Genomic DNA, 18509 nt, shown 5'->3' with positions numbered 1-18509 from the left:
CCATGGCTGTGCACCGGGTCAGAATTCCCGTAGGGTGTAGTAGGGGGGATTTGTAGATTTAGAATACCCATGAGATGGGGGCCGGAGAAAGCAGAGCAATGATTCTCAACTGCCTACCGGCTCCTGCTTCCCGCACTTCCTACGCGAACCCTGAACAACCAGCCATAACGTATTGCTGCCTCGCTTCCGCACGGCTTCTTATAGGTGTCGTTAAATCGCTACCTCGCTAACGCACGGTTGTCTTGCACGACTGAGCATTACGCCAGCCTCGCTTCCGCACGGCTTCTTATATGGGTGAGGTTAGGACTGGCCTGCCGGCGTCTAGTTCAGCAGACCTTGCATATGCTTGCCTCGCTTCCGCACGGCTTCTTATAGGTGTCGTTTAATCCGAAGCTTCGCCGAACATTGACCAATCCTCCGTCGAGAATGCGTCTGTGTCGGTGTCGAATTCAGTGTCCTCGACTGCAAACATGGTGGCCCTGCTCTCTCCGGAATCATCGGATTCAGCGGGCAGACTCCATGCTGAGGCTACGGCCCCACCACTGCGACAAACCGTGCAACTGGCGTTGCCACACGGCGTAATTTGCAACACTCCGCTTCCGCCATCTTCTTCGATTTGACGCGGTTCAGGCCACTGCGTTCGGGCCAACTTCGCGGCTGCCCGTTCGATGACACGCAGGCATTGTGCAAGCCGTTGAGCGTGTCGAAGAGTGCACTGTCTCAAGGAACAATGCATGTAGGCTTGTATCTCGGCTGACGAGATAACGTCGATTCGTCGCAGCAGTACCAAGACTAGCTTTTTACTCAACGGTCGCGTGTTGTCGCCGTAATCGAGATTCACTGCCCCAGTTACGACAGCATCCAATCCCGGGAGCTTAGACAGGGCGTGACCGGGCGCACTGAAGCTCGCTAGGTACGCTTTAATCGAATTTGGATAGAGGATCGCTGGCCTACCTCTTGCGCGGGCCTTGGGCGTCGTCGGTGAGGTTTTTAGGCGACGAGAAGGGACCTTAACAACCGCTGGAAGCGGTCTATACGAAGCGTACTGTGGAGCCTCGTAGAAGTTCAATGGCAGAAACGGAGGATAGTCTCCACGTTGGGGGGGGAATGCAGTCTTGATCATATGTTTCCTTACGGGTTGTGCCGCGAACGGCGTTAGGTGACTTGTGCATAGGAGCTTTCAAGGCGAAAAAAAACCGAACCGTCCAGTCAAGGAGGCGGTTCGGGCCGGTGAGAAGAAGGTAGAGGCAATGTGCTGCCGTGCTACCTCTGCCACGAGAAGTTGCATTCTCGCACGTCTTGGCTGGCACGTCAAAAAAAACTTGACGCCACGCCAGAAGTGTGATCAAAACACTAGATGCTGGTCTAGAGTCTTGAACGACGACAGGTGCAGGCGTTGACGAACGTGAAGCTAATGCATATGAAACAGGGTAAAAAAACGACGAGAGACCGTCTTACAAAGTTCCGTTTTGTTAAGCCCGGAAGTGTTTTTCTATGGTCGTGATAGAGCTTGGCCGAACGGTACCGGAACTGGCTTCAAGACTGCATAGGAGGTCACTGGCGCTGCTCTGCGATTTATTTGCAAGAAGCCCTTCGTGATGGGAGCCATGGCCTTACGGGTTGTCTAAGGCCCGTTGCTGACGGAAATTGCACGTGCCGCTGTTGTGATAGCGGCGTACAAGGGATGCGCCTTTACTCGTGTCTAAAGATCAGCCTAGCTTTCGGGCTAACGCTTCGGCCTTCGGATGGTAGTAACGTTTCAGCATTTGTATCGTTTGGTGGCCCGTAACAGTGGCCAACTCAATGACATTGGGAAGTTTTTCGGCTAAACGGCTTGTCGCAGCGTGTCGAAGATCGTGGAACGTCAGATCGTCAATTCCGGCTCGGTCGCATGCAGCCACGAAGCAGTTGTGCAGGGTCATGTGCGAAATTGGGAAGACTGGCCCGAATGCTCCGCAGTTCGGCAGACCCTCCAGAATCGCTACTGCCTTACGAGAAAGCGGGACGGTTCGTGCTGTGCCGTTCTTAGTGAGCGGAAGGTAAGCCGTTTGAGCCGCAAGATTGATGTGCTCCCATCGTAATGCCAGTAGCTCCCCACGTCGCATCGCGGACTCTAGCGCCAGCATCACCAGTGGGACCATCCAAGGACTTCTGCGCTGAACAGGTTTGAGTTCGCTGAGCAAACGTGTCTCTTCCTCCATCGTAAGGAGTCTAGTTCGACCCGGTGGCGTTGGGGGCTTCCGAACAAGAGCACAGGGGTTCGCTATTGGGAGGCCCCATTCCTTTCGGGAGTGGCTGATGATGCCTGAAAGGATGCTCAGTTCGCGAATGATCGTGCCCGCACCGACAGTCTTGAGCCGGTCATCTCGGTAGCCAGCAATGACCGCTGGCGTCAGGTTCGTCATACTATAGCTCGCGATCTTCTGACGCAGCATGAACTTGATACCTTCGGCTTCTCGTTGTGCTCCACGCTTCGAAGGCGTTACCTCGTGCATGTACCGCTGTAGTACATCTGCAAGCAGAATGTCTTTTGCAGACTGAGTGTTTTGGTACAACCCTTGGTCCATTGTGGACTCAACGCTTCGTCCCCATGCCTGTGCTTCGGCCTTGGTCTTGAATGACGCTACCTCGTCCGGGTAGCCCTTGCGTCGTACGCGAACTTGCCATGTACCTGATCGTTGCCTAATTGATGCCATACGCTTTTCCTTTGGGACGAGCGTGGGACAAGAACCAGTTTTCTTCGCTGTTGGCCGGGCTGGCGCTGCTAGGCGAGCGTGTGCTGCATAACGTTATTGTCGAGTTGGGGAAAAGCATTTTCCTGACAGATCAACGACTTACACGTCAGCTGTCCAATCCCCTGACTTCCCTCCGTGCTTTTCCAGCACCCGCACATTGGTCATGACCATCCCCCGATCGGCCGCCTTGCACATGTCATAGATCGTCAGCAGCCCCACCTGCACGGCCGTCAGCGCCTCCATCTCGACCCCGGTCTTGCCCACGGTTTCCACCTGCGCCCGGCAATGGACGCTGTTGTTGGCGGTATCGATCTCGAAATCGACCGCGACCCGGGTGATCGGCAGCGGGTGGCACAGGGGGACCAGGTCGCTGGTGCGCTTGGCGCCCATGATGGCGGCGATGCGCGCGATGCCGAGCACGTCGCCCTTTTTGGCGCTGCCCGACTGGATCAATTGCAGGGTTTCCGGCCGCATGCGGATGGTGCCGGCGGCGACCGCCACGCGGTGGGTGTCGCTCTTGGCGCCGACGTCGACCATGTGGGCCTGGCCGGTGGCGTCGAAATGGGTCAGCGGGCCGGCGTCGGCTGGGGCGGAAGGACTCGTCATTGTCGTGTTGGTATGCTCGGGTAAGAAAGTGTTTCAGGGCGCGGCAAAGGGCGCGTGGATGCGGTTATCATAGCATTGTGAAACCGATGACCCATCCTGCGATCTTGTCCGTTTGCAGCCGCTGGCGCCGCTCGCTGGCCGTGCTGTGCGTGTCGGCGGCGGCCGGGCTGGGCGCGGCACACGCGCCGGCCCAGCAGCTCAATAATGTCCCGAATTCGATGCGCCTGCCGACCCTGGGCGATAGCGCGAGCGAGGATTTGTCGCCCGTCGTCGAGCGCAAGCTGGGCGAGGAGATCATGCGCCAGATCCGGCGCGACCGCGACTATCTCGACGACGATGCGATTTCCGAATACCTGAACAATTTCGGCGGCGCCCTGGTCGATGCCGTGCCCGGCGCGCGCGGCGAAATGAATGCCGACTTCCACTTCTTCCCGGTGCGCGACAGCGCCATCAACGCGTTCGCGCTGCCGGGCGGTTTCATCGGCATCCATTCGGGGCTGCTGGTTGCGGCCCAGACCGAGTCCGAGCTGGCCTCGGTGGTGTCGCACGAGATCGGCCACGTGTCGCAACGCCATATCGCGCGCATGCTGGGGCAGCAGCGCCAGGACGTGCTGCTGCCGCTGGCCGCGATGATCCTGGCCGCGCTCGCGGCCAAGTCGAGTCCCGATGCGGCCATGGGCGTGCTGATGGGCGGGCAGGGCCTGGCCGTGAGTCGCCAGCTCAGCTTCAGCCGCGATGCCGAGCGCGAGGCCGACCGCGTCGGTTTCCAGATCATGAGCGCCGGCGGTTACGATACCTCGGGCATGGTGGCCTTTTTTAAACGCCTGCAAGGCGCGACCAAGGTCTACGGCGAAATTCCGGCCTTCCTCAGCAGTCACCCGCTCACCAGCGAACGCATCGTCGACATCCAGTCGCGCATCCGCGAAACGCCGCACCGGTTCCGGCCCGATTCGATGGAGTTCCACCTGGCCAAGGCGCGTGCGCGGGTGCTGCAGGACCTGGGCACGACGGCGCGCCGCGATACGCGCACCGCGCTCGAGACCCAACTGGCCCAGCAGCACCGGCAGCAGCAGGTGGCGGCCCAGTACGGCCTGGCCGTCCTGGCGCTCAAGGAAGGCGACCTGGCCGGCGCCCGCAGCTGGCTCGACAAGGCGCGCGCCGCCATGCAGCCGAAGCCGGGGGTGTTCTCGAGCGCGCCGGCCAGCGATGGCGGCGCCATGTTCACCATGCTCGACCTCGAGATCAAGCTGGCGCCGGGGCAGCCGAAGGAGCTGGCGCAACAGGCGGTGAAGGATGCCCAGGACGCGACCTACCGCTACCCGCTGTCGCGCGCGCTGGCGCGCCAGTACGCGAGCGCCATGATCAATGCGGGCAAGTTCGACGATGCCACCCGTTACCTGCGCGACCAGGTGCAGCTCTACCGCGAGGATCCGAAGCTCTACGACCTGCTGGCCAAGTCCTATTCGAGCCAGGGCAAGATCGCGCTGCAGCACATGGCGCTGGCCGAGTCGTATGTGCTGGCCGGCGCGCTGCCGGCGGCCGTGGCCCAGCTCGACATTGCGCGCAAGGCCAAGGACGTGTCCTTCTATGACCAGTCCGTGATCGACGCGCGCGAACGCGCGATCAAGGCCCAGCAGAAGGAAGAGCAGGAAGCGGAGAAGGGCAAGTAAGGCAAGCGGGCGCGCCGGCCGCTGCGCAAGGCCGGCCTCAGGCCGGCGCGGCCGGCGTGCGCACGAAGCCGAAGCGCGCGGGCAGCGTGTCGCGCGCGATGCGCTCGGCCGGCACGGTGGCGCCGCGCCAGCGCAGCGTCAGCGTGCCGGGGCCGCCGTCCAGCCAGGCCAGCAAGACCTCGTCGCGCGCCGGCTTGCCGTCGATGTCCAATCCCTCGAACAATTGCGCCACATCCCGGTCGTCGACCTGGGCGACGATCTCTCCTGCCTGCACGATGGCCTCGCCCGTTTCGGTGAGGTACAGCCGTTCGATCGATGCCAGTGCCGCACCGGTCTGCAGTACCAGTCCCTGCGCGGGATCGGTGCGGGCGATGAAGGGCGTGCTTTCCAGGTTCACGAACACGCGCTGCGGGCCGTTCTGGAAAAACCAGCGGCCGTCCTCGTCGTGCTGGTAATTGCGGTTGATGAAGCCGACCAGCGCGGGGTTGGCCAGCCGGTCGCCGGGTGCGTTGGCCGCCTGCGCGGCCTCGTCGCGCATGCGCCAGCCGCCGCGCGCATCGAGCGCGAGCCAGCCGTAGCAGTGCGGCACGTTTGGCCACTTGGCCATTGCCTGTTTTACGATGTCATCCATGGGTGGCAGCTTCGCATAGTTCGGATGCTTGCGGCGCGCAGCGTGCCGCGTCGAAGAAGGAGAGGATGCGCGCGGGCAGCCAGTCGTTGTGACCGGGGAAGGCGCCGCTCGGGAAACCGACGTGGCCGCCCTCGGCCGGGTACTCGAGCGTGACGGCCTTCGATGCGCTCGCCGGCAGGTATTGGCCCGGCAGGAAGGGGTCGTTGCGGGCGTTCAGGACCAGGGTCGGCACGTCGATGTCCATCAGCACGTGGCGCGCGCTGGCGCGGTGCCAGTAGTCGTCGGTGTCGCGGTAGCCGTGCAGCGGGGCGGTGACGACGTTATCGAAAGCGTAGAGGTCGCGCGCGGCGAGCAGGGCGCGCTTGTCGAAGAGGCCGGGGAATTGTTCCAGCTTGGCCAGGCACTTCGGCTTCAGGGTGTTCAGGAACATGCGGGTGTAGAGCAGGTTCAGGCCCGAGGACAGGGCGGCGCCGCCGCGCGCCAGGTCGAGCGGGGCCGAGATGGCGGCCGCGGCAGTGACAAAACCGGCGTTCACGCCGGTTTCACCCAGCCAGCGCAGCAGCGCATTGCCGCCGAGCGAGACCCCGGCCGCAAACAGGGGACCCAGCGCCGCACCGGCCGCCCGCTCGCGCAGGCGCGCCATGATCCAGCCGATCTCGGCGGCGTCGCCGGAATGGTAGAAGCGCGCCGTCAGGTTCGGTTCGCCCGAGCAGCCGCGGAAATGCGGCACCGCGCCCGACCAGCCCCGTGCGGCCAGCGCGGCCATCAGGGAACGCGCGTAATGGCTGTTCGACGAACCCTCGAGTCCATGGAACAGCACCACCAGCGGCTTGCCGGGTTCGCCGTCGACGAAGTCGACGTCGACGAAATCGTCGCCCAGCAGCGGATCGTGCACGTTCCAGCGCTCGCGCCGGTAGCGGACCGGCGGTTTATGCATGAGCGTGGCCGGATAGATCGTCTGCAGGTGGCCGCCGGGCAGCCACTTGGGGGCGCGATAGGTCATGGCCGACATCGGAGCAAGGGCGAGGACAAGCGGCAGGCCGGGCCCGCCGCGAGGAAATCAGTGGTGCTTGAAGGCCACGCCCGGGGCCAGGCGGTACTGGGTGCCGCAGTAGGGGCACTTGGCGGTGCCTTCATGGTCGAAATCCAGGAACACGCGCGGGTGCGACGACCACAGCGGCATGGCCGGGTTCGGGCAATGGGCCGGCAGATCCTTGGCTTCGAGTTCCACCACAGGCATCGTCTTTACGTTCATCGCAATTCTCCGTCGAGCTAAGTTAGGCAAAGACTGGATTTTAACGGATTCGGGCGGCGCTTCGGAATGATCGGTAGAATGGCGGATTGATCACGGACGGGCTGGCGGTGACGCCGTACCGCGTGGGGTTCTTGAGGCCGGGGGCCCCAAGGACGTGCCCATCCTACAAATGCACCGTTGCTCACGCCGCCACTCATATTCTTGCTTCATGCCCTATCGCTTTCGTTTCATCCAATTTCTCCCACTCCGCTGTTGCAGGAAGGCGACATGAACGCGCCTGATCCTGTCCAAGCCGCCCCCCTGACCGAACGGCACGATCCAGCCCTCTGGCAAGAGGGGCTGCGCACCGGCTTGCCGACCCTGTTCGGCATTGCCGCCTGGGGCCTGGTGGTCGGGGTCGCGATGGTCAAGACCGGGCTGACGGCCTTCCAGGCTGTCGGTATGACCCTGCTCGTGTTCGCAGGTTCCGCCCAGCTGGCCTCGCTGCCGCTGATCCTGGCGCAGGCGCCGGTCTGGGTGATTTTCGCCACCGGCCTGGTCGTCAACCTGCGCTTCGTGATCTTCTCGGCCTTATTGGCACCCCATTTCTCGCACCTGCCTTGGCGCCAGCGGTTGTTGTACGGCTATATTTCCGGCGACATGACGGTCGCCATCTTCCTGCAACGCTTCCCGACCGCGGCCCCGATCGCGGGCAAGCTGTCCTACCTGAAGGGCCTCGTGTTGCCGAACTGGGCGGCCTGGCAGGCGGGCTCGCTGGCCGGCATCTTCCTCGGCAGCGCCGTGCCAAGCGAATGGGGACTGGGTTTTGCCGGCACGCTGGCGATCCTGTGCATCACGATTCCGCTGATCGCCAACAAAGCGGCCCTGTGCGGCGTGCTGGTGGCCGGCGCCGTGGCCGTGCTGGCCAACGGCTTCCCCTACAAACTGGGCCTGCTGGCGGCGGTGTTCGCCGGCATGCTGAGCGCGATGACGGTCGAAGGCCTGATTGCGAAGAAACGAGTAAAAAATGTCTGATTGGGAAATCTGGGCCACCATCGTCGTGCTGGCGCTGTCGACCGTCATTACCCGCAGCGGCTTCTGGCTGGTCGGACACCGGGTGACGATTCCGCCGCGCATCCAGGACATGCTGCGCTATGCGCCGGCCTGCGCGCTGGCGGCGATCATCGGGCCCGACCTGCTGCTCGATACGGGTGGCCAGGTCCACCTGGAATTGTCAAATCCAAAACTGCTGGCGGGCATCGCCGCAGTCGGCTTCTACCTGTGGCGCCGCAATATGCTGCAGACCATCGTGTTCGGCATGCTGGCCTTCACACTGTTGCGAATCCTGCACGTTTTTGGCGCGGCGTAACAGGGGGGCTAAGGTAGAATATTGTTTTTTCACTTTTTCACTGTTGAGCCGACATGGACGCCGTTCTCAGTTTCACCCGTTTGCAAGACCTGATCGACCGCGACGCGCTGAAAGGCAAGCGCGTTTTCATCCGTGCCGACCTGAATGTGCCGCAGGACGACCAGGGCAACATCACCGAGGACACGCGTATCCGCGCCTCGATTCCCGCTATTTCCGCCGCACTGAAGGCCGGCGCCGCCGTCATGGTGACCTCGCACCTGGGCCGTCCGACCGAGGGCGACTTCAAGCCGGAAGACACGCTGGCGCCGGTCGCCGCGCGCTTGTCCGAGCTGCTCGGCCAGCCGGTCGAACTCAAGCAGAACTGGGTCGATGGCGTCGACGTGGCGCCGGGCCAGGTCGTGCTGCTGGAAAACTGCCGCGTCAACAAGGGCGAGAAGAAGAACGCCGATGAACTGGCCCAGAAGATGGCAAAACTGTGCGACGTGTACGTGAACGATGCCTTCGGCACCGCCCACCGCGCCGAAGCGACCACCCACGGCATCGCCAAGTTCGCGCCGATCGCCTGCGCCGGCCCGCTGCTGGCCGCCGAACTCGATGCACTGGGCAAGGCCCTCGGCCAGCCGGCACGTCCGCTGCTGGCGATCGTGGCCGGCTCGAAAGTGTCGAGCAAGCTGTCGATCCTGCAAAGCCTGGCCGGCAAGGTGGACAACCTGATCGTCGGCGGCGGCATCGCCAACACCTTCATGAAGGCCGTCGGCCTGAACATCGGCAAGTCGCTGGTCGAGAACGACCTGGTCAATGAGGCCAAGCAGATCATCGACATGATGAGCGCGCGCGGCGCCTCGGTGCCGATTCCCGTGGATGTCGTCTGCGCGAAAGAGTTCTCGCCGACGGCGGCCGCCACCGTCAAGGACGTGGCCCAAGTTGCCGACGACGACATGATCCTCGACATCGGCCCGAAGACGGCCGCCATGCTGGCCGAACAGGTTGCCAAAGCCGGCACCATCGTCTGGAACGGCCCGGTCGGCGTGTTCGAGTTCGACCAGTTCGCCGAAGGCACCAAGACCCTCGCGCTGGCGATTGCCGCCTCGCAGGGCTTCTCGATCGCAGGCGGCGGCGACACGCTGGCGGCGATTGCGAAATACGACATCGGCGACAAGATCGGCTACATCTCCACCGGCGGCGGCGCCTTCCTCGAATTCCTCGAAGGGAAGACCTTGCCGGCAGTCGAGATCCTGCTTCAACGTAACGCCGAGTCAAGGTAATATCGAGCGCAGCCCCGGGGGCTGCGCTTCTCTTTTCAAGATCAAGGATCCACATGTATTGCGCCACCAAGATCGTTGCCACCATCGGCCCCGCGTCGAGCGACTTCGATACCCTCGTCAAGATGATCCACGCCGGCGTGGATGTCGTGCGCCTGAATTTCTCGCACGGCCGCGCCCAGGACCACATCGACCGCGCGGCGCTGGTGCGGCGCGCCGCCGAAGCCTGCGGCGTGGAAGTGGCGCTCATGGCCGACATGCAAGGCCCGAAGATCCGCGTCGGCAAGTTTGAGGACGGCAAGGTCTTCCTGAACAATGGCGACAAATTCGTCCTCGACGCCAAGTGGGGCGAGAATGGCGAACTGGGCAACCAGGAGCGCGTCGGCCTCGACTACAAGGCGCTGCCGCGCGACGTCAGGCCGGGCGACAAGCTGCTGCTCAACGACGGCCTGATCGTGCTGATCGTCGACAAGGTGGTCGGCCACGAAATCTGCACCACGGTCAAGGTCGGCGGCGAGCTGTCGAACAACAAGGGCATCAACCGCATGGGCGGCGGCCTGACCGCGCCGGCCCTGACGGCGAAAGACATGGAAGACATCAAGACGGCGATGAGCTTCCAGGCCGATTACCTGGCGATCTCTTTCCCGAAAAGCGCGACCGACATGGAAATGGCGCGCCAGCTGGCGAACATTGCCGGCGAACCGTATGCGCACAAGCCGATGTTGATCGCCAAGATCGAGCGTGCCGAAGCGATTCCTGTGCTGCAGGAAATCCTGGACGCCTCGGACGGCATCATGGTCGCGCGCGGCGATCTCGCCGTGGAAGTGGGTAACGCTGCCGTGCCGGCACTGCAAAAGCGCATGATCCGCATGGCGCGCGCCTCGAACAAGCTGGCGATCACCGCGACCCAGATGATGGAATCGATGATCGTCAACGCGGTCCCGACCCGCGCCGAAGTGTCGGACGTGGCCAATGCCGTGCTGGACGGTACCGACGCCGTCATGACCTCGGCCGAGACCGCATCGGGCCGCTACCCGGTCGAGACGGTCGAGATGATGGCCGCGATCTGCCTGGAGGCGGAACAATCCGAATACAACAAGCTCGACACGGACTTCCTGAACGTCGAGTTCACCCGCATCGACCAGTCGATCGCCTACGCCACCCTGTTCACGGCCCACCACCTGCCGGTGAAGGCGATCGTGGCCCTGACCGAATCGGGTTCGACGGCACTGTGGCTGAGCCGTCATAACATCGACACCCCGATTTTCGCCCTGACCCCGTCACGCACGACGCAGCGCAAGGCCTCCCTGTACCGGAACGTGCGAGCATTCCCGCTGGTGCAGGAAGGCGGCAGCCATGCCGTGTTGCGCAAGGCCGAAGAGCTCCTCATGAAGGAGGGCATGGTGCAGAAGGGCGATACCATCGTCGTCACCTGGGGCTCGCCGATGGGAGAAGCCGGCGGCACCAATGCACTCAAGATCGTGCGGGTCGGCGACACTTATAAAGATTGAAGGCGGCTTCGCTTCAGCGAAGTCCCAGAGCAGGAAAGCTTGATAGCCTAGCGAGCACCGCCAGCGCAAGTGCAAGGCGCAGCAGCTTGAAGGCTTTCCCGAAACGGTTTTTTTTTATTGCTTGGAGTACTCATCATGGCACTCGTATCACTGCGTCAACTGCTGGACCATGCTGCCGAGAACGGCTACGGCCTGCCGGCGTTCAACGTCAACAACCTCGAGCAGGTGCAGGCCATCATGGCCGCGGCCGATGCCACCAACAGCCCGGTGATCATGCAGGCCTCGGCCGGCGCGCGCAAGTACGCGGGCGAAGCCTTCCTGCGCCACCTGATCGACGCCGCCGTCGAAGCCTACCCGCACATCCCGGTCGTCATGCACCAGGACCACGGCCAGTCGCCGGCGGTCTGCATGGCCGCGATCCGTTCGGGTTTCTCGTCGGTCATGATGGACGGTTCGCTGGAAGCCGACGGCAAGTCGGTCGCTTCCTATGAATACAACGTCGAGGTGTCGCGCGAAGTCGTGAAGTTCGCGCACTCGATCGGCGTGACCGTCGAGGCCGAACTGGGCGTGCTCGGCTCGCTCGAGACGATGAAGGGCGACAAGGAAGACGGCCATGGCGCCGACGGCACCATGACCCGCGAGCAGCTGCTGACCGACGTCGCGCAAGCGGCCGACTTCGTCGCGAAGACCCAGTGCGACGCGCTGGCGATCGCGATCGGCACCTCGCACGGCGCCTACAAATTTACCCGCAAGCCGACCGGCGACATCCTGGCGATCGACCGCATCAAGGAAATCCACGCGCGCATCCCGAACACCCACCTGGTGATGCACGGTTCCTCGTCGGTGCCGCAGGAGCTGCTGGCGATCATCCGCGAATTCGGCGGCGACATGAAGGAAACCTATGGCGTCCCGGTCGAAGAGATCCAGGAAGGCATCAAGCACGGCGTCCGCAAGATCAACATCGACACCGACATCCGCCTGGCGATGACGGCCGCGATTCGCAAGTACATGTTCCAGAACCCGTCGAAGTTCGACCCGCGCGACTACCTCAAGCCTGCGCGCGAAGCGGCGACCGAGATCTGCAAGGCGCGTTACATCTCCTTCGGCTGCGAAGGCATGGCCGCGAAAATCAAGCCGATCCCGCTGGAAAAAATGGCCGAGCGTTACAAGGCCGGCGAGCTGGCCCAAGTCGTCAAGTAAAATAGACGTGTCGAACGGGCTGCTGCGGCAGCCCGGTTTTCTTATCGGCGGACCTGGTCCGCCGCTTCGCTGAAGGCGGACTTGTTCCGCCGAGTTCATTACCCTGATAGCCCTCCCATGAACAGCCTCTACCAATCCACGATCCAGTCCCTGCCACTGCTCGGCCGCGGCAAAGTGCGCGACAACTACGCCGTCGGCGACGACAAGATCCTGATCGTCACCACCGACCGCCTGTCGGCCTTCGACGTCGTCATGAACGAGCCGATCCCCGGCAAGGGCATGGTCCTGAACCAGATGAGCGATTTCTGGTTCGCGAAGCTCGGCCACATCGTGCCGAACCACCTGACCGGCGTGGCGCCGGAAAGCGTCGTGGCACCAGACGAGGTCGAGCAGGTGCGCGGCCGCGCCGTGGTCGCCAAGCGTTTACAGCCGATCATGGTCGAAGCCGTCGTGCGCGGCTACATCATCGGTTCCGGCTGGAAGGACTATCAGCAAAGCGGGTCCATCTGCGGTATCGAACTGCCTGCCGGCCTGCGCCAGGCCGACAAGCTGCCGCAGCCGATCTTCACCCCGGCAGCAAAAGCCGACATCGGCGAGCACGACGAGAACATCTCGTTTGCCGACATGGAAAGCCGCATCGGCGCCGAACTGGCCGCCAAGATGCGCGACATCTCGATCGCCCTCTACACCGCCGCCTCCGAATACGCGGCAACCAAGGGCATCATCATCGCCGACACCAAGTTCGAGTTCGGCCTGGACGACCAGGGCGTGCTGCACCTGATGGACGAAGTGCTGACCGCCGACTCCTCGCGCTTCTGGCCGGCCGACTCCTATGCACCTGGCATGTCGCCGCCGTCCTTCGACAAGCAGTTCGTGCGCGACTACCTGGAAACCCTGAGCGACTGGAACAAGACCGCGCCGGCGCCATCGCTGCCGCAGGACGTCATCGACAAAACCCAGGCCAAGTACTTCGAAGCCATCGAACGCCTGACCGGCGACAAGCTGAAGGCCTGAGATGACGATGAATGAAGAAAAAACGGCGAATGTGGCCAATGCGCCCCTGGTCGGCGTGGTGATGGGTTCCTCGTCGGACTGGGACGTGATGCAGCACGCCTGTGTCGTGCTGGAGCAATTCGGCGTGTCCTTCGAGGCGCAAGTGATCTCGGCGCACCGCATGCCCGACGAGATGTTCGCCTACGCGGAAAGCGCGCGCGCGCGCGGCCTGCGCGCCGTCATCGCCGGCGCCGGCGGTGCGGCCCACCTGCCGGGCATGATCGCTGCCAAGACCATCGTCCCGGTGCTGGGCGTGCCGGTGCCGTCCAAGTACCTGCGCGGCGAGGATTCGCTGCTGTCGATCGTGCAGATGCCCAAGGGCGTGCCGGTGTCCACCTTCGCCATCGGCGAAGCGGGCGCCGCGAATGCGGCGCTGACCGCGGTGGCGATGCTGGCCGCCACGGACGATGCCCTGGCCGCGCGGCTCGAGCAGTTCCGCCTCGACCAGACCGCTGCCGCCCGGGCGATGATCCTGCCTGTCTGAAGAAGTCATGAGTAACGAACGTCATAATGCTTTTCTTCCCACCGCCAACCCGCCGACCTGGCTCGGCGTGATGGGCGGCGGCCAGCTCGGCCGCATGTTTGCGCACGCCGCCCAGGCCATGGGCTACAAGGTCGCCGTGCTCGAGCCGGCGGCCGACTGCCCGGCCGGCCAGGTGGCCGAGCGTCTGATCCAGGCCGGCTACACGGACAGCATCGCCCTCGGCCAGCTGGCCGCGCTGTGCTCGGCCGTGACCACCGAATTCGAGAACGTGCCTTCCGACAGCATGAAGCTGCTGGCTCAAGGCAGTTTTGTCGCACCAGCCGGGGCCTGCGTCGCCATCGCCCAGGACCGGGTGCTGGAAAAACGCTTCTTTGTCGACTGCGCGCCGCAGTCCGGCGTGATGCCGGCGCCGCACAAGGTGATCGCCTCGCACGAGGACATCGACGACGTCAAGGACGACTTGCTGCCAGGTATCTTGAAGACCGTGCGCATGGGCTATGACGGCAAGGGCCAGGTCCGCGTCAAATCCCGCGAGGACCTGCGCGCCGCCTTCGAGGGCATGCAAGGGGTGACCTGCCTGCTCGAAAAAATGCTGCCGCTGGCCTACGAGGTGTCGGTGCTGACCGCGCGCGGCCATGACGGAGAATCGGTGGTCTATCCGATCGCCGAGAACGTGCACCGCGATGGCATCCTGTTCACCACCACCGTGCCGGGCCCGAACGTTTCAAACGAATGCGCGCAGCGGGCGCAGGACGCGGCGCGCGCCATCGTCGCCCAGCTCGGCTATGTGGGCGTGCTGTGCATCGAATTCTTCGTGCTGGAAGACGGCACCCTGGTCGTCAACGAGATGGCGCCGCGCCCGCACAACAGCGGCCACTACACGATGGACGCCTGCGTGACGAGCCAGTTCGCGCAGCAGGTGCGGGCGATGGCGAAGCTGCCGCTGGGCGATTGTCGTCAGCATTCGCCGGCCGTCATGCTCAACATCCTGGGCGACGCCTGGTTCGACGGCGCGGGCGACGATGCGCCCCTGCGCGAGCCGGCCTGGGACCGGGTGCTGGCGCTGCCGGGCGCTTTCCTGCACCTGTACGGCAAGGACGACCCGCGGCGCGGCCGCAAGATGGGCCACGTCACCTTCGTCGCGCCGACGCTGGCCGAGGCCCAGCACAGCTTGCGCGCCGCCTGCGCCATCCTGGGAATCGCACCGTGAGCAGCATCGAAGCAATCGACGCCGCGGCCGTGAACGCGGCCGCGCGTGCCCTGGAAGGCGGCCAACTGGTCGCCTTTCCGACCGAAACCGTCTACGGGCTCGGGGCCGATGCCGAGAACCCGGCGGCGGTTGCCGCGATCTATGCGGCCAAGGGGCGCCCGCAAGACCATCCGGTGATCGTCCACCTGGCGCCGGAAGCGGACATCGCCCACTGGGCCTGCGCCATCCCGCCCGAGGCCCACGCGCTGGCCGAGGCCTTCTGGCCGGGCCCGCTGACGATGATTTTGAAGCGCGCGCCGAATATTCCGGACGCCGTCAGCGGCGGCCAGGACACGGTCGGCCTGCGCTGCCCCTCGCATCCGGTGGCAATCGCGCTGCTGCGTGCCTTCAAGGGCGGGCAGGGGGGCATCGCGGCGCCCTCGGCCAACAAGTTCGGCCATGTCAGCCCGACCACGGCCCAGCATGTGCGCGACGAATTCGGCGCCGACGGTTCGGTGGCGCTGGTGCTCGACGGCGGCGCCGCGCAGGTCGGGATCGAATCGACCATCGTCGACCTGTCGCGCCTCGGTACCCACGGCCCGGTGCTGCTGCGCCCCGGCCACGTGAGCGCGGAAGCGATCGCCGCCGTGATCGACCGGTTGCCTGCCGCACCCGACGCCGCCGCACCGCGCGCCTCGGGCACGCTCGAATCGCACTATGCGCCGCATACACCGGTGGCGATGCAGGACACGGCGACGCTGGTCCAGACCCTGGTGCAGATGGCGGAGGCCGGTCGAAAAGTCGCCCTGATCCATTATTCCGACCTGTGGACGGCGGATGTCGCCCAGCGCCTGCCGGCCACGCCGGACGGCTTTGCCCACGCCTTGTACGCGGCGCTGCGCGCCATGGATGGCACCGGCGCCGACCTGATCCTGGTCGAGGCGCCACCGCAAGGCGGCGCCTGGCTCGGCGTGAACGACCGCCTGCGCCGCGCCGCCCACGGTTCCACCGGAATCGTGCACGGCCTGCTCAACCGCGACGCATTCCCGCCGGCGTAGGGTGGACTCCCGAGTCCACGCGTAACGTATGCGTCAACGCGGCGCATGGTTCTTCCGAGTCCACGCGTAACGTATGCGTCAACGCGGCGCATGGTTCTTCCGAGTCCACGCGTAAGGATGCGTCGACGCGGCGCACAACGATGCGTCGACGCGGCGCACGCTTTACGCGTGGAGTCGGGACTCCACCCTACGCGCCGTCCCGAGCCGTTCCTCCGCGCCCCTGCCACCCCTGCCGCATACCCTGTTGTTTGTGCATGACGCACAACAATTCTCCGATGTACAAGAGGAAAGAACACTGGCAATATTAGTTCCAGATACGAATAGCACGGGCGTTCGTTTCACTGATAAAAAAACCTATTTCCTCTCAGGAGACACAATGCGTCAAACGAAATTCGCGCTCGCGCTGCTGACTGCTGCTGTGCTGACCGCCTGCGGCGGCACCGGCAGCAGCGGCGGCGACCAGACCCATGCCGTCAAGTTCAGCCAGCAAGTGAGCTTCGGCGACAGCCTGTCCGACGTCGGCACTTATGCGGTCGGCGCGGTCGCGGCGGCCGGCGGCGGCAAGTTCACCATCAACGGCAGCAACACCTCGGCGAATGCCGCCTACACGGGCCTGAACTGGACCGAAGTCCTCGCCGCCGAGCTGCAGCTGCCGGCGCCATGCGCCGCACAGACCGGCTTGCAAGGCGCCGACAATGCCAACCCGGCACTCGACTTCAACGTCCCGATCGTCAACAACGCCGCCTGCTTCAACTACGCGCAGGGCGGCTCGCGCGTTACCGAGAAGGTCGGCGCCGGATATCCTGTACAGATGACCCTGCCGGTCGTGGCCCAGGTCCAGAACCACCTGGCCAAGACTGGCGGCAAGTTCAGCGGTACCGAACTGGTCACGATCATGGCGGGCGGTAACGATGTCCTGGTGCAGCTCGGCCAGCTGAGCGCGAATGCGACCGCTGCCGGCACCAAGGCAGGGCAGGCCGCCTTCCCGACCCTGCTGATCGGCGGCCTGGTGCCGCTGGTGTCGCCTTCCAACCTGGCGATTGCCCAGCAGACCATTGGCCTGGAGGTGCAGAAAGCGGCCCTGGCCGGCGGCAACCAGACCGCCATCGCCGGCGCCGCGGTGATTGCCGCCGTGAACCTGGGTGCATCACCAACGGCCGCCCAGGCCGCCGCGGCGAAAGCCGGCCTTGACGCCGCCGCCGCCGGCGCCAAGGCGGGTGCCGATTATGCCGCCCAGCAGGGCCCGATCATGGTGGCCGCCATGGGCAAGGCCGGCGTCGAGCTGGCCGGCATCGTCAAGACCGAACTGGTCGGCAAGGGCGCGAAGTACGTGATCGTCAACAACTTGCCGGATGTCGCCAGTACCCCGTCGGGCAAGAAGCAGAGCGCGGAGATCCAGGGCCTGATCAAGACCATGGTCGATACCTTCAACGCCCAGCTCAAGTCCAACCTCGGCGACGACCCGCGCATCCTGTACGTCGACCTGTTCTCGATCAGCCGCGACCAGGTGAGCAACCCTGCCATCTACGGCCTGACCAACACGGCCGTGCCGGCCTGCACCAGCGAGTCCTCGCTGACCTGCACCAGCAAGACGCTGTCGGGCCCGGACGTGAGCCACTACATGTTCGCCGACGATGTCCATCCGACCCCGTACGAAAACTGGCTGGTCGCCCGCTATGTCCTGAAGGACATGGCAGTCAAGGGCTGGCTGTAAAAAAACAGACGGCCCGCAGGGCGGGCCGTCGTACTAATAAGAACCAGGAGAAATAATGAAAGTACGTTTCAATCGCGTCGTCAAGATGCTGGTCGCGGCCGGCGCGCTGGCCTGTGCCGCAGGTGCCTCGGCGCAATCGGCCGGGCAGTGGACCGCCAAATTCGGCTTCAACGAGCTGACCCCGAAAGTCGACAGCGGCAATCTCTCGGCTCCGGCCCTGCCGTTCACCAGGGCGGACGTCAAAAGCGACATCCAGCCGGTGCTGATCTTCGCCTACGGCCTGACCGACAACATCTCGCTCGAAGCGGCGCTCGGTACCCCGTACAAGCACAAGATCATCGGCGCCGGTTCGATCGCCGGCACCGGCGAGCTGGGCACGGTCCAGGCGCTGCCGCCGACGCTGTTCGCGCAGTACCGCTTCTTCTCGCCGAACGCCACCTTCCGTCCTTTCGTCGGCCTCGGCGCCACCTACGTCTACTTCATGAAGGAACGCGGTTCGGGCAAGCTGACCGCCCTGACCAACCCGGGCGGCGTGCCGACCACCTTCGACATCGACAACAAGTTCACCTACACCGCCCAGCTCGGCGTGGCGATGAACTTCAGCGAGCGCTGGTTCGGCGACGTCACGGTCAACAAGAGCCGCCTGCGTACCGACGTGCACTTCTCGACCGGCCAGAACCAGCACGTGAAGCTCGATCCGGTGGCCGTGGTGCTGGCGGTGGGCTACAAGTTCTAAGGACGCGCGGCGGCGCTGCGACCCGCCGGCACGGCCTTGCAGCCGTGCCGGCTTTTC

Annotated in this window: 17 protein-coding genes; 12 read left to right on the top strand and 5 right to left on the bottom strand. The window is 64.3% G+C overall.

The window, feature by feature from the left end; all coding sequences use genetic code 11:
• Positions 1–1709: 1709 nt before the first annotated feature.
• Together ACFPAH_RS17575 and moaC are read right to left on the bottom strand one after the other, a co-directional pair.
• A complete protein-coding gene (locus ACFPAH_RS17575; RefSeq protein ID WP_379747877.1) occupies positions 1710–2567 on the bottom strand; it encodes a site-specific integrase in 858 nt (285 codons plus the stop codon).
• 267 nt (positions 2568–2834) lie between these two features.
• The gene (moaC, locus tag ACFPAH_RS17570; RefSeq protein ID WP_379747875.1) at positions 2835–3341 is read right to left on the bottom strand and encodes a cyclic pyranopterin monophosphate synthase MoaC; all 507 of its coding nucleotides are present in this window, start codon (positions 3339–3341) and stop codon (positions 2835–2837) included.
• A gap of 86 nt (positions 3342–3427) precedes the next feature.
• On the opposite strand from moaC, the gene ACFPAH_RS17565 reads away from it, so the two are divergent.
• Positions 3428–5011, top strand: a complete 1584-nt coding sequence (locus tag ACFPAH_RS17565; protein WP_379747873.1) for a M48 family metalloprotease — start codon at positions 3428–3430, stop codon at positions 5009–5011.
• A 37-nt stretch (positions 5012–5048) separates the two neighbouring features.
• Here ACFPAH_RS17565 and ACFPAH_RS17560 read toward each other — a convergent pair whose 3' ends face one another.
• From ACFPAH_RS17560 to ACFPAH_RS17550, 3 genes are read right to left on the bottom strand one after another with little or no spacing between them, the layout of a single operon-like run.
• Positions 5049–5642: a DUF2946 family protein gene (locus ACFPAH_RS17560; protein WP_379747871.1), complete on the bottom strand. Its 594-nt coding sequence runs from the start codon at positions 5640–5642 to the stop codon at positions 5049–5051.
• Entirely contained in the window at positions 5635–6645 is a 1011-nt protein-coding gene (locus tag ACFPAH_RS17555; protein ID WP_379747869.1) for a YheT family hydrolase, read from the bottom strand. The genes ACFPAH_RS17560 and ACFPAH_RS17555 overlap by 8 nt, the downstream gene beginning before the upstream one ends.
• A 57-nt stretch (positions 6646–6702) precedes the next feature.
• Positions 6703–6897 (bottom strand): zinc-finger domain-containing protein, encoded by a 195-nt coding sequence (locus ACFPAH_RS17550; RefSeq protein WP_379747867.1) that lies wholly within the window; start codon positions 6895–6897, stop codon positions 6703–6705.
• Between the two features lie 267 nt (positions 6898–7164).
• On the opposite strand from ACFPAH_RS17550, the gene ACFPAH_RS17545 reads away from it, so the two are divergent.
• The 11 genes from ACFPAH_RS17545 (at position 7165) to ACFPAH_RS17495 (ending at position 18452) form a co-directional block, all read left to right on the top strand.
• Positions 7165–7911: an AzlC family ABC transporter permease gene (locus ACFPAH_RS17545; RefSeq protein ID WP_379747865.1), complete on the top strand. Its 747-nt coding sequence runs from the start codon at positions 7165–7167 to the stop codon at positions 7909–7911.
• Positions 7904–8245 (top strand): AzlD domain-containing protein, encoded by a 342-nt coding sequence (locus ACFPAH_RS17540; RefSeq protein ID WP_379747863.1) that lies wholly within the window; start codon positions 7904–7906, stop codon positions 8243–8245. The genes ACFPAH_RS17545 and ACFPAH_RS17540 overlap by 8 nt, the downstream gene beginning before the upstream one ends.
• Before the next feature lie 53 nt (positions 8246–8298).
• Positions 8299–9510 carry a phosphoglycerate kinase gene (locus ACFPAH_RS17535; RefSeq protein WP_379747861.1) on the top strand — a complete coding sequence of 404 codons (1212 nt, stop codon included), beginning with the start codon at positions 8299–8301 and terminating at the stop codon, positions 9508–9510.
• Between the two features lie 53 nt (positions 9511–9563).
• Complete coding sequence (gene pyk / locus ACFPAH_RS17530) at positions 9564–11018, top strand: pyruvate kinase (protein WP_379747859.1); 1455 nt, start codon at positions 9564–9566, stop codon at positions 11016–11018.
• A gap of 135 nt (positions 11019–11153) precedes the next feature.
• The gene (fba, locus tag ACFPAH_RS17525) at positions 11154–12218 is read left to right on the top strand and encodes a class II fructose-bisphosphate aldolase (protein WP_379747857.1); all 1065 of its coding nucleotides are present in this window, start codon (positions 11154–11156) and stop codon (positions 12216–12218) included.
• 117 nt (positions 12219–12335) lie between these two features.
• Positions 12336–13232 (top strand): phosphoribosylaminoimidazolesuccinocarboxamide synthase, encoded by an 897-nt coding sequence (locus ACFPAH_RS17520; RefSeq protein ID WP_379747856.1) that lies wholly within the window; start codon positions 12336–12338, stop codon positions 13230–13232.
• A gap of 7 nt (positions 13233–13239) precedes the next feature.
• The gene (gene purE / locus ACFPAH_RS17515) at positions 13240–13755 is read left to right on the top strand and encodes a 5-(carboxyamino)imidazole ribonucleotide mutase (RefSeq protein WP_379747854.1); all 516 of its coding nucleotides are present in this window, start codon (positions 13240–13242) and stop codon (positions 13753–13755) included.
• A gap of 7 nt (positions 13756–13762) precedes the next feature.
• Positions 13763–14965 (top strand): 5-(carboxyamino)imidazole ribonucleotide synthase, encoded by a 1203-nt coding sequence (locus ACFPAH_RS17510; protein WP_379747852.1) that lies wholly within the window; start codon positions 13763–13765, stop codon positions 14963–14965.
• A complete protein-coding gene (locus ACFPAH_RS17505; protein ID WP_379747850.1) occupies positions 14962–16002 on the top strand; it encodes an L-threonylcarbamoyladenylate synthase in 1041 nt (346 codons plus the stop codon). Before ACFPAH_RS17510 ends, ACFPAH_RS17505 begins: the two co-directional genes overlap by 4 nt.
• A 376-nt stretch (positions 16003–16378) precedes the next feature.
• Entirely contained in the window at positions 16379–17716 is a 1338-nt protein-coding gene (locus tag ACFPAH_RS17500; protein ID WP_379747848.1) for an SGNH/GDSL hydrolase family protein, read from the top strand.
• A 55-nt stretch (positions 17717–17771) separates the two neighbouring features.
• Positions 17772–18452 carry an OmpW/AlkL family protein gene (locus ACFPAH_RS17495; protein ID WP_379747846.1) on the top strand — a complete coding sequence of 227 codons (681 nt, stop codon included), beginning with the start codon at positions 17772–17774 and terminating at the stop codon, positions 18450–18452.
• Positions 18453–18509: the final 57 nt, after the last annotated feature.

Source organism: Massilia sp. GCM10023247 (genome assembly GCF_042653325.1).
Lineage (GTDB): Bacteria > Pseudomonadota > Gammaproteobacteria > Burkholderiales > Burkholderiaceae_D > Telluria.
Note: the sequence above shows the minus strand (reverse complement) of the source record. Positions and strands in the feature narration are given on the sequence as shown.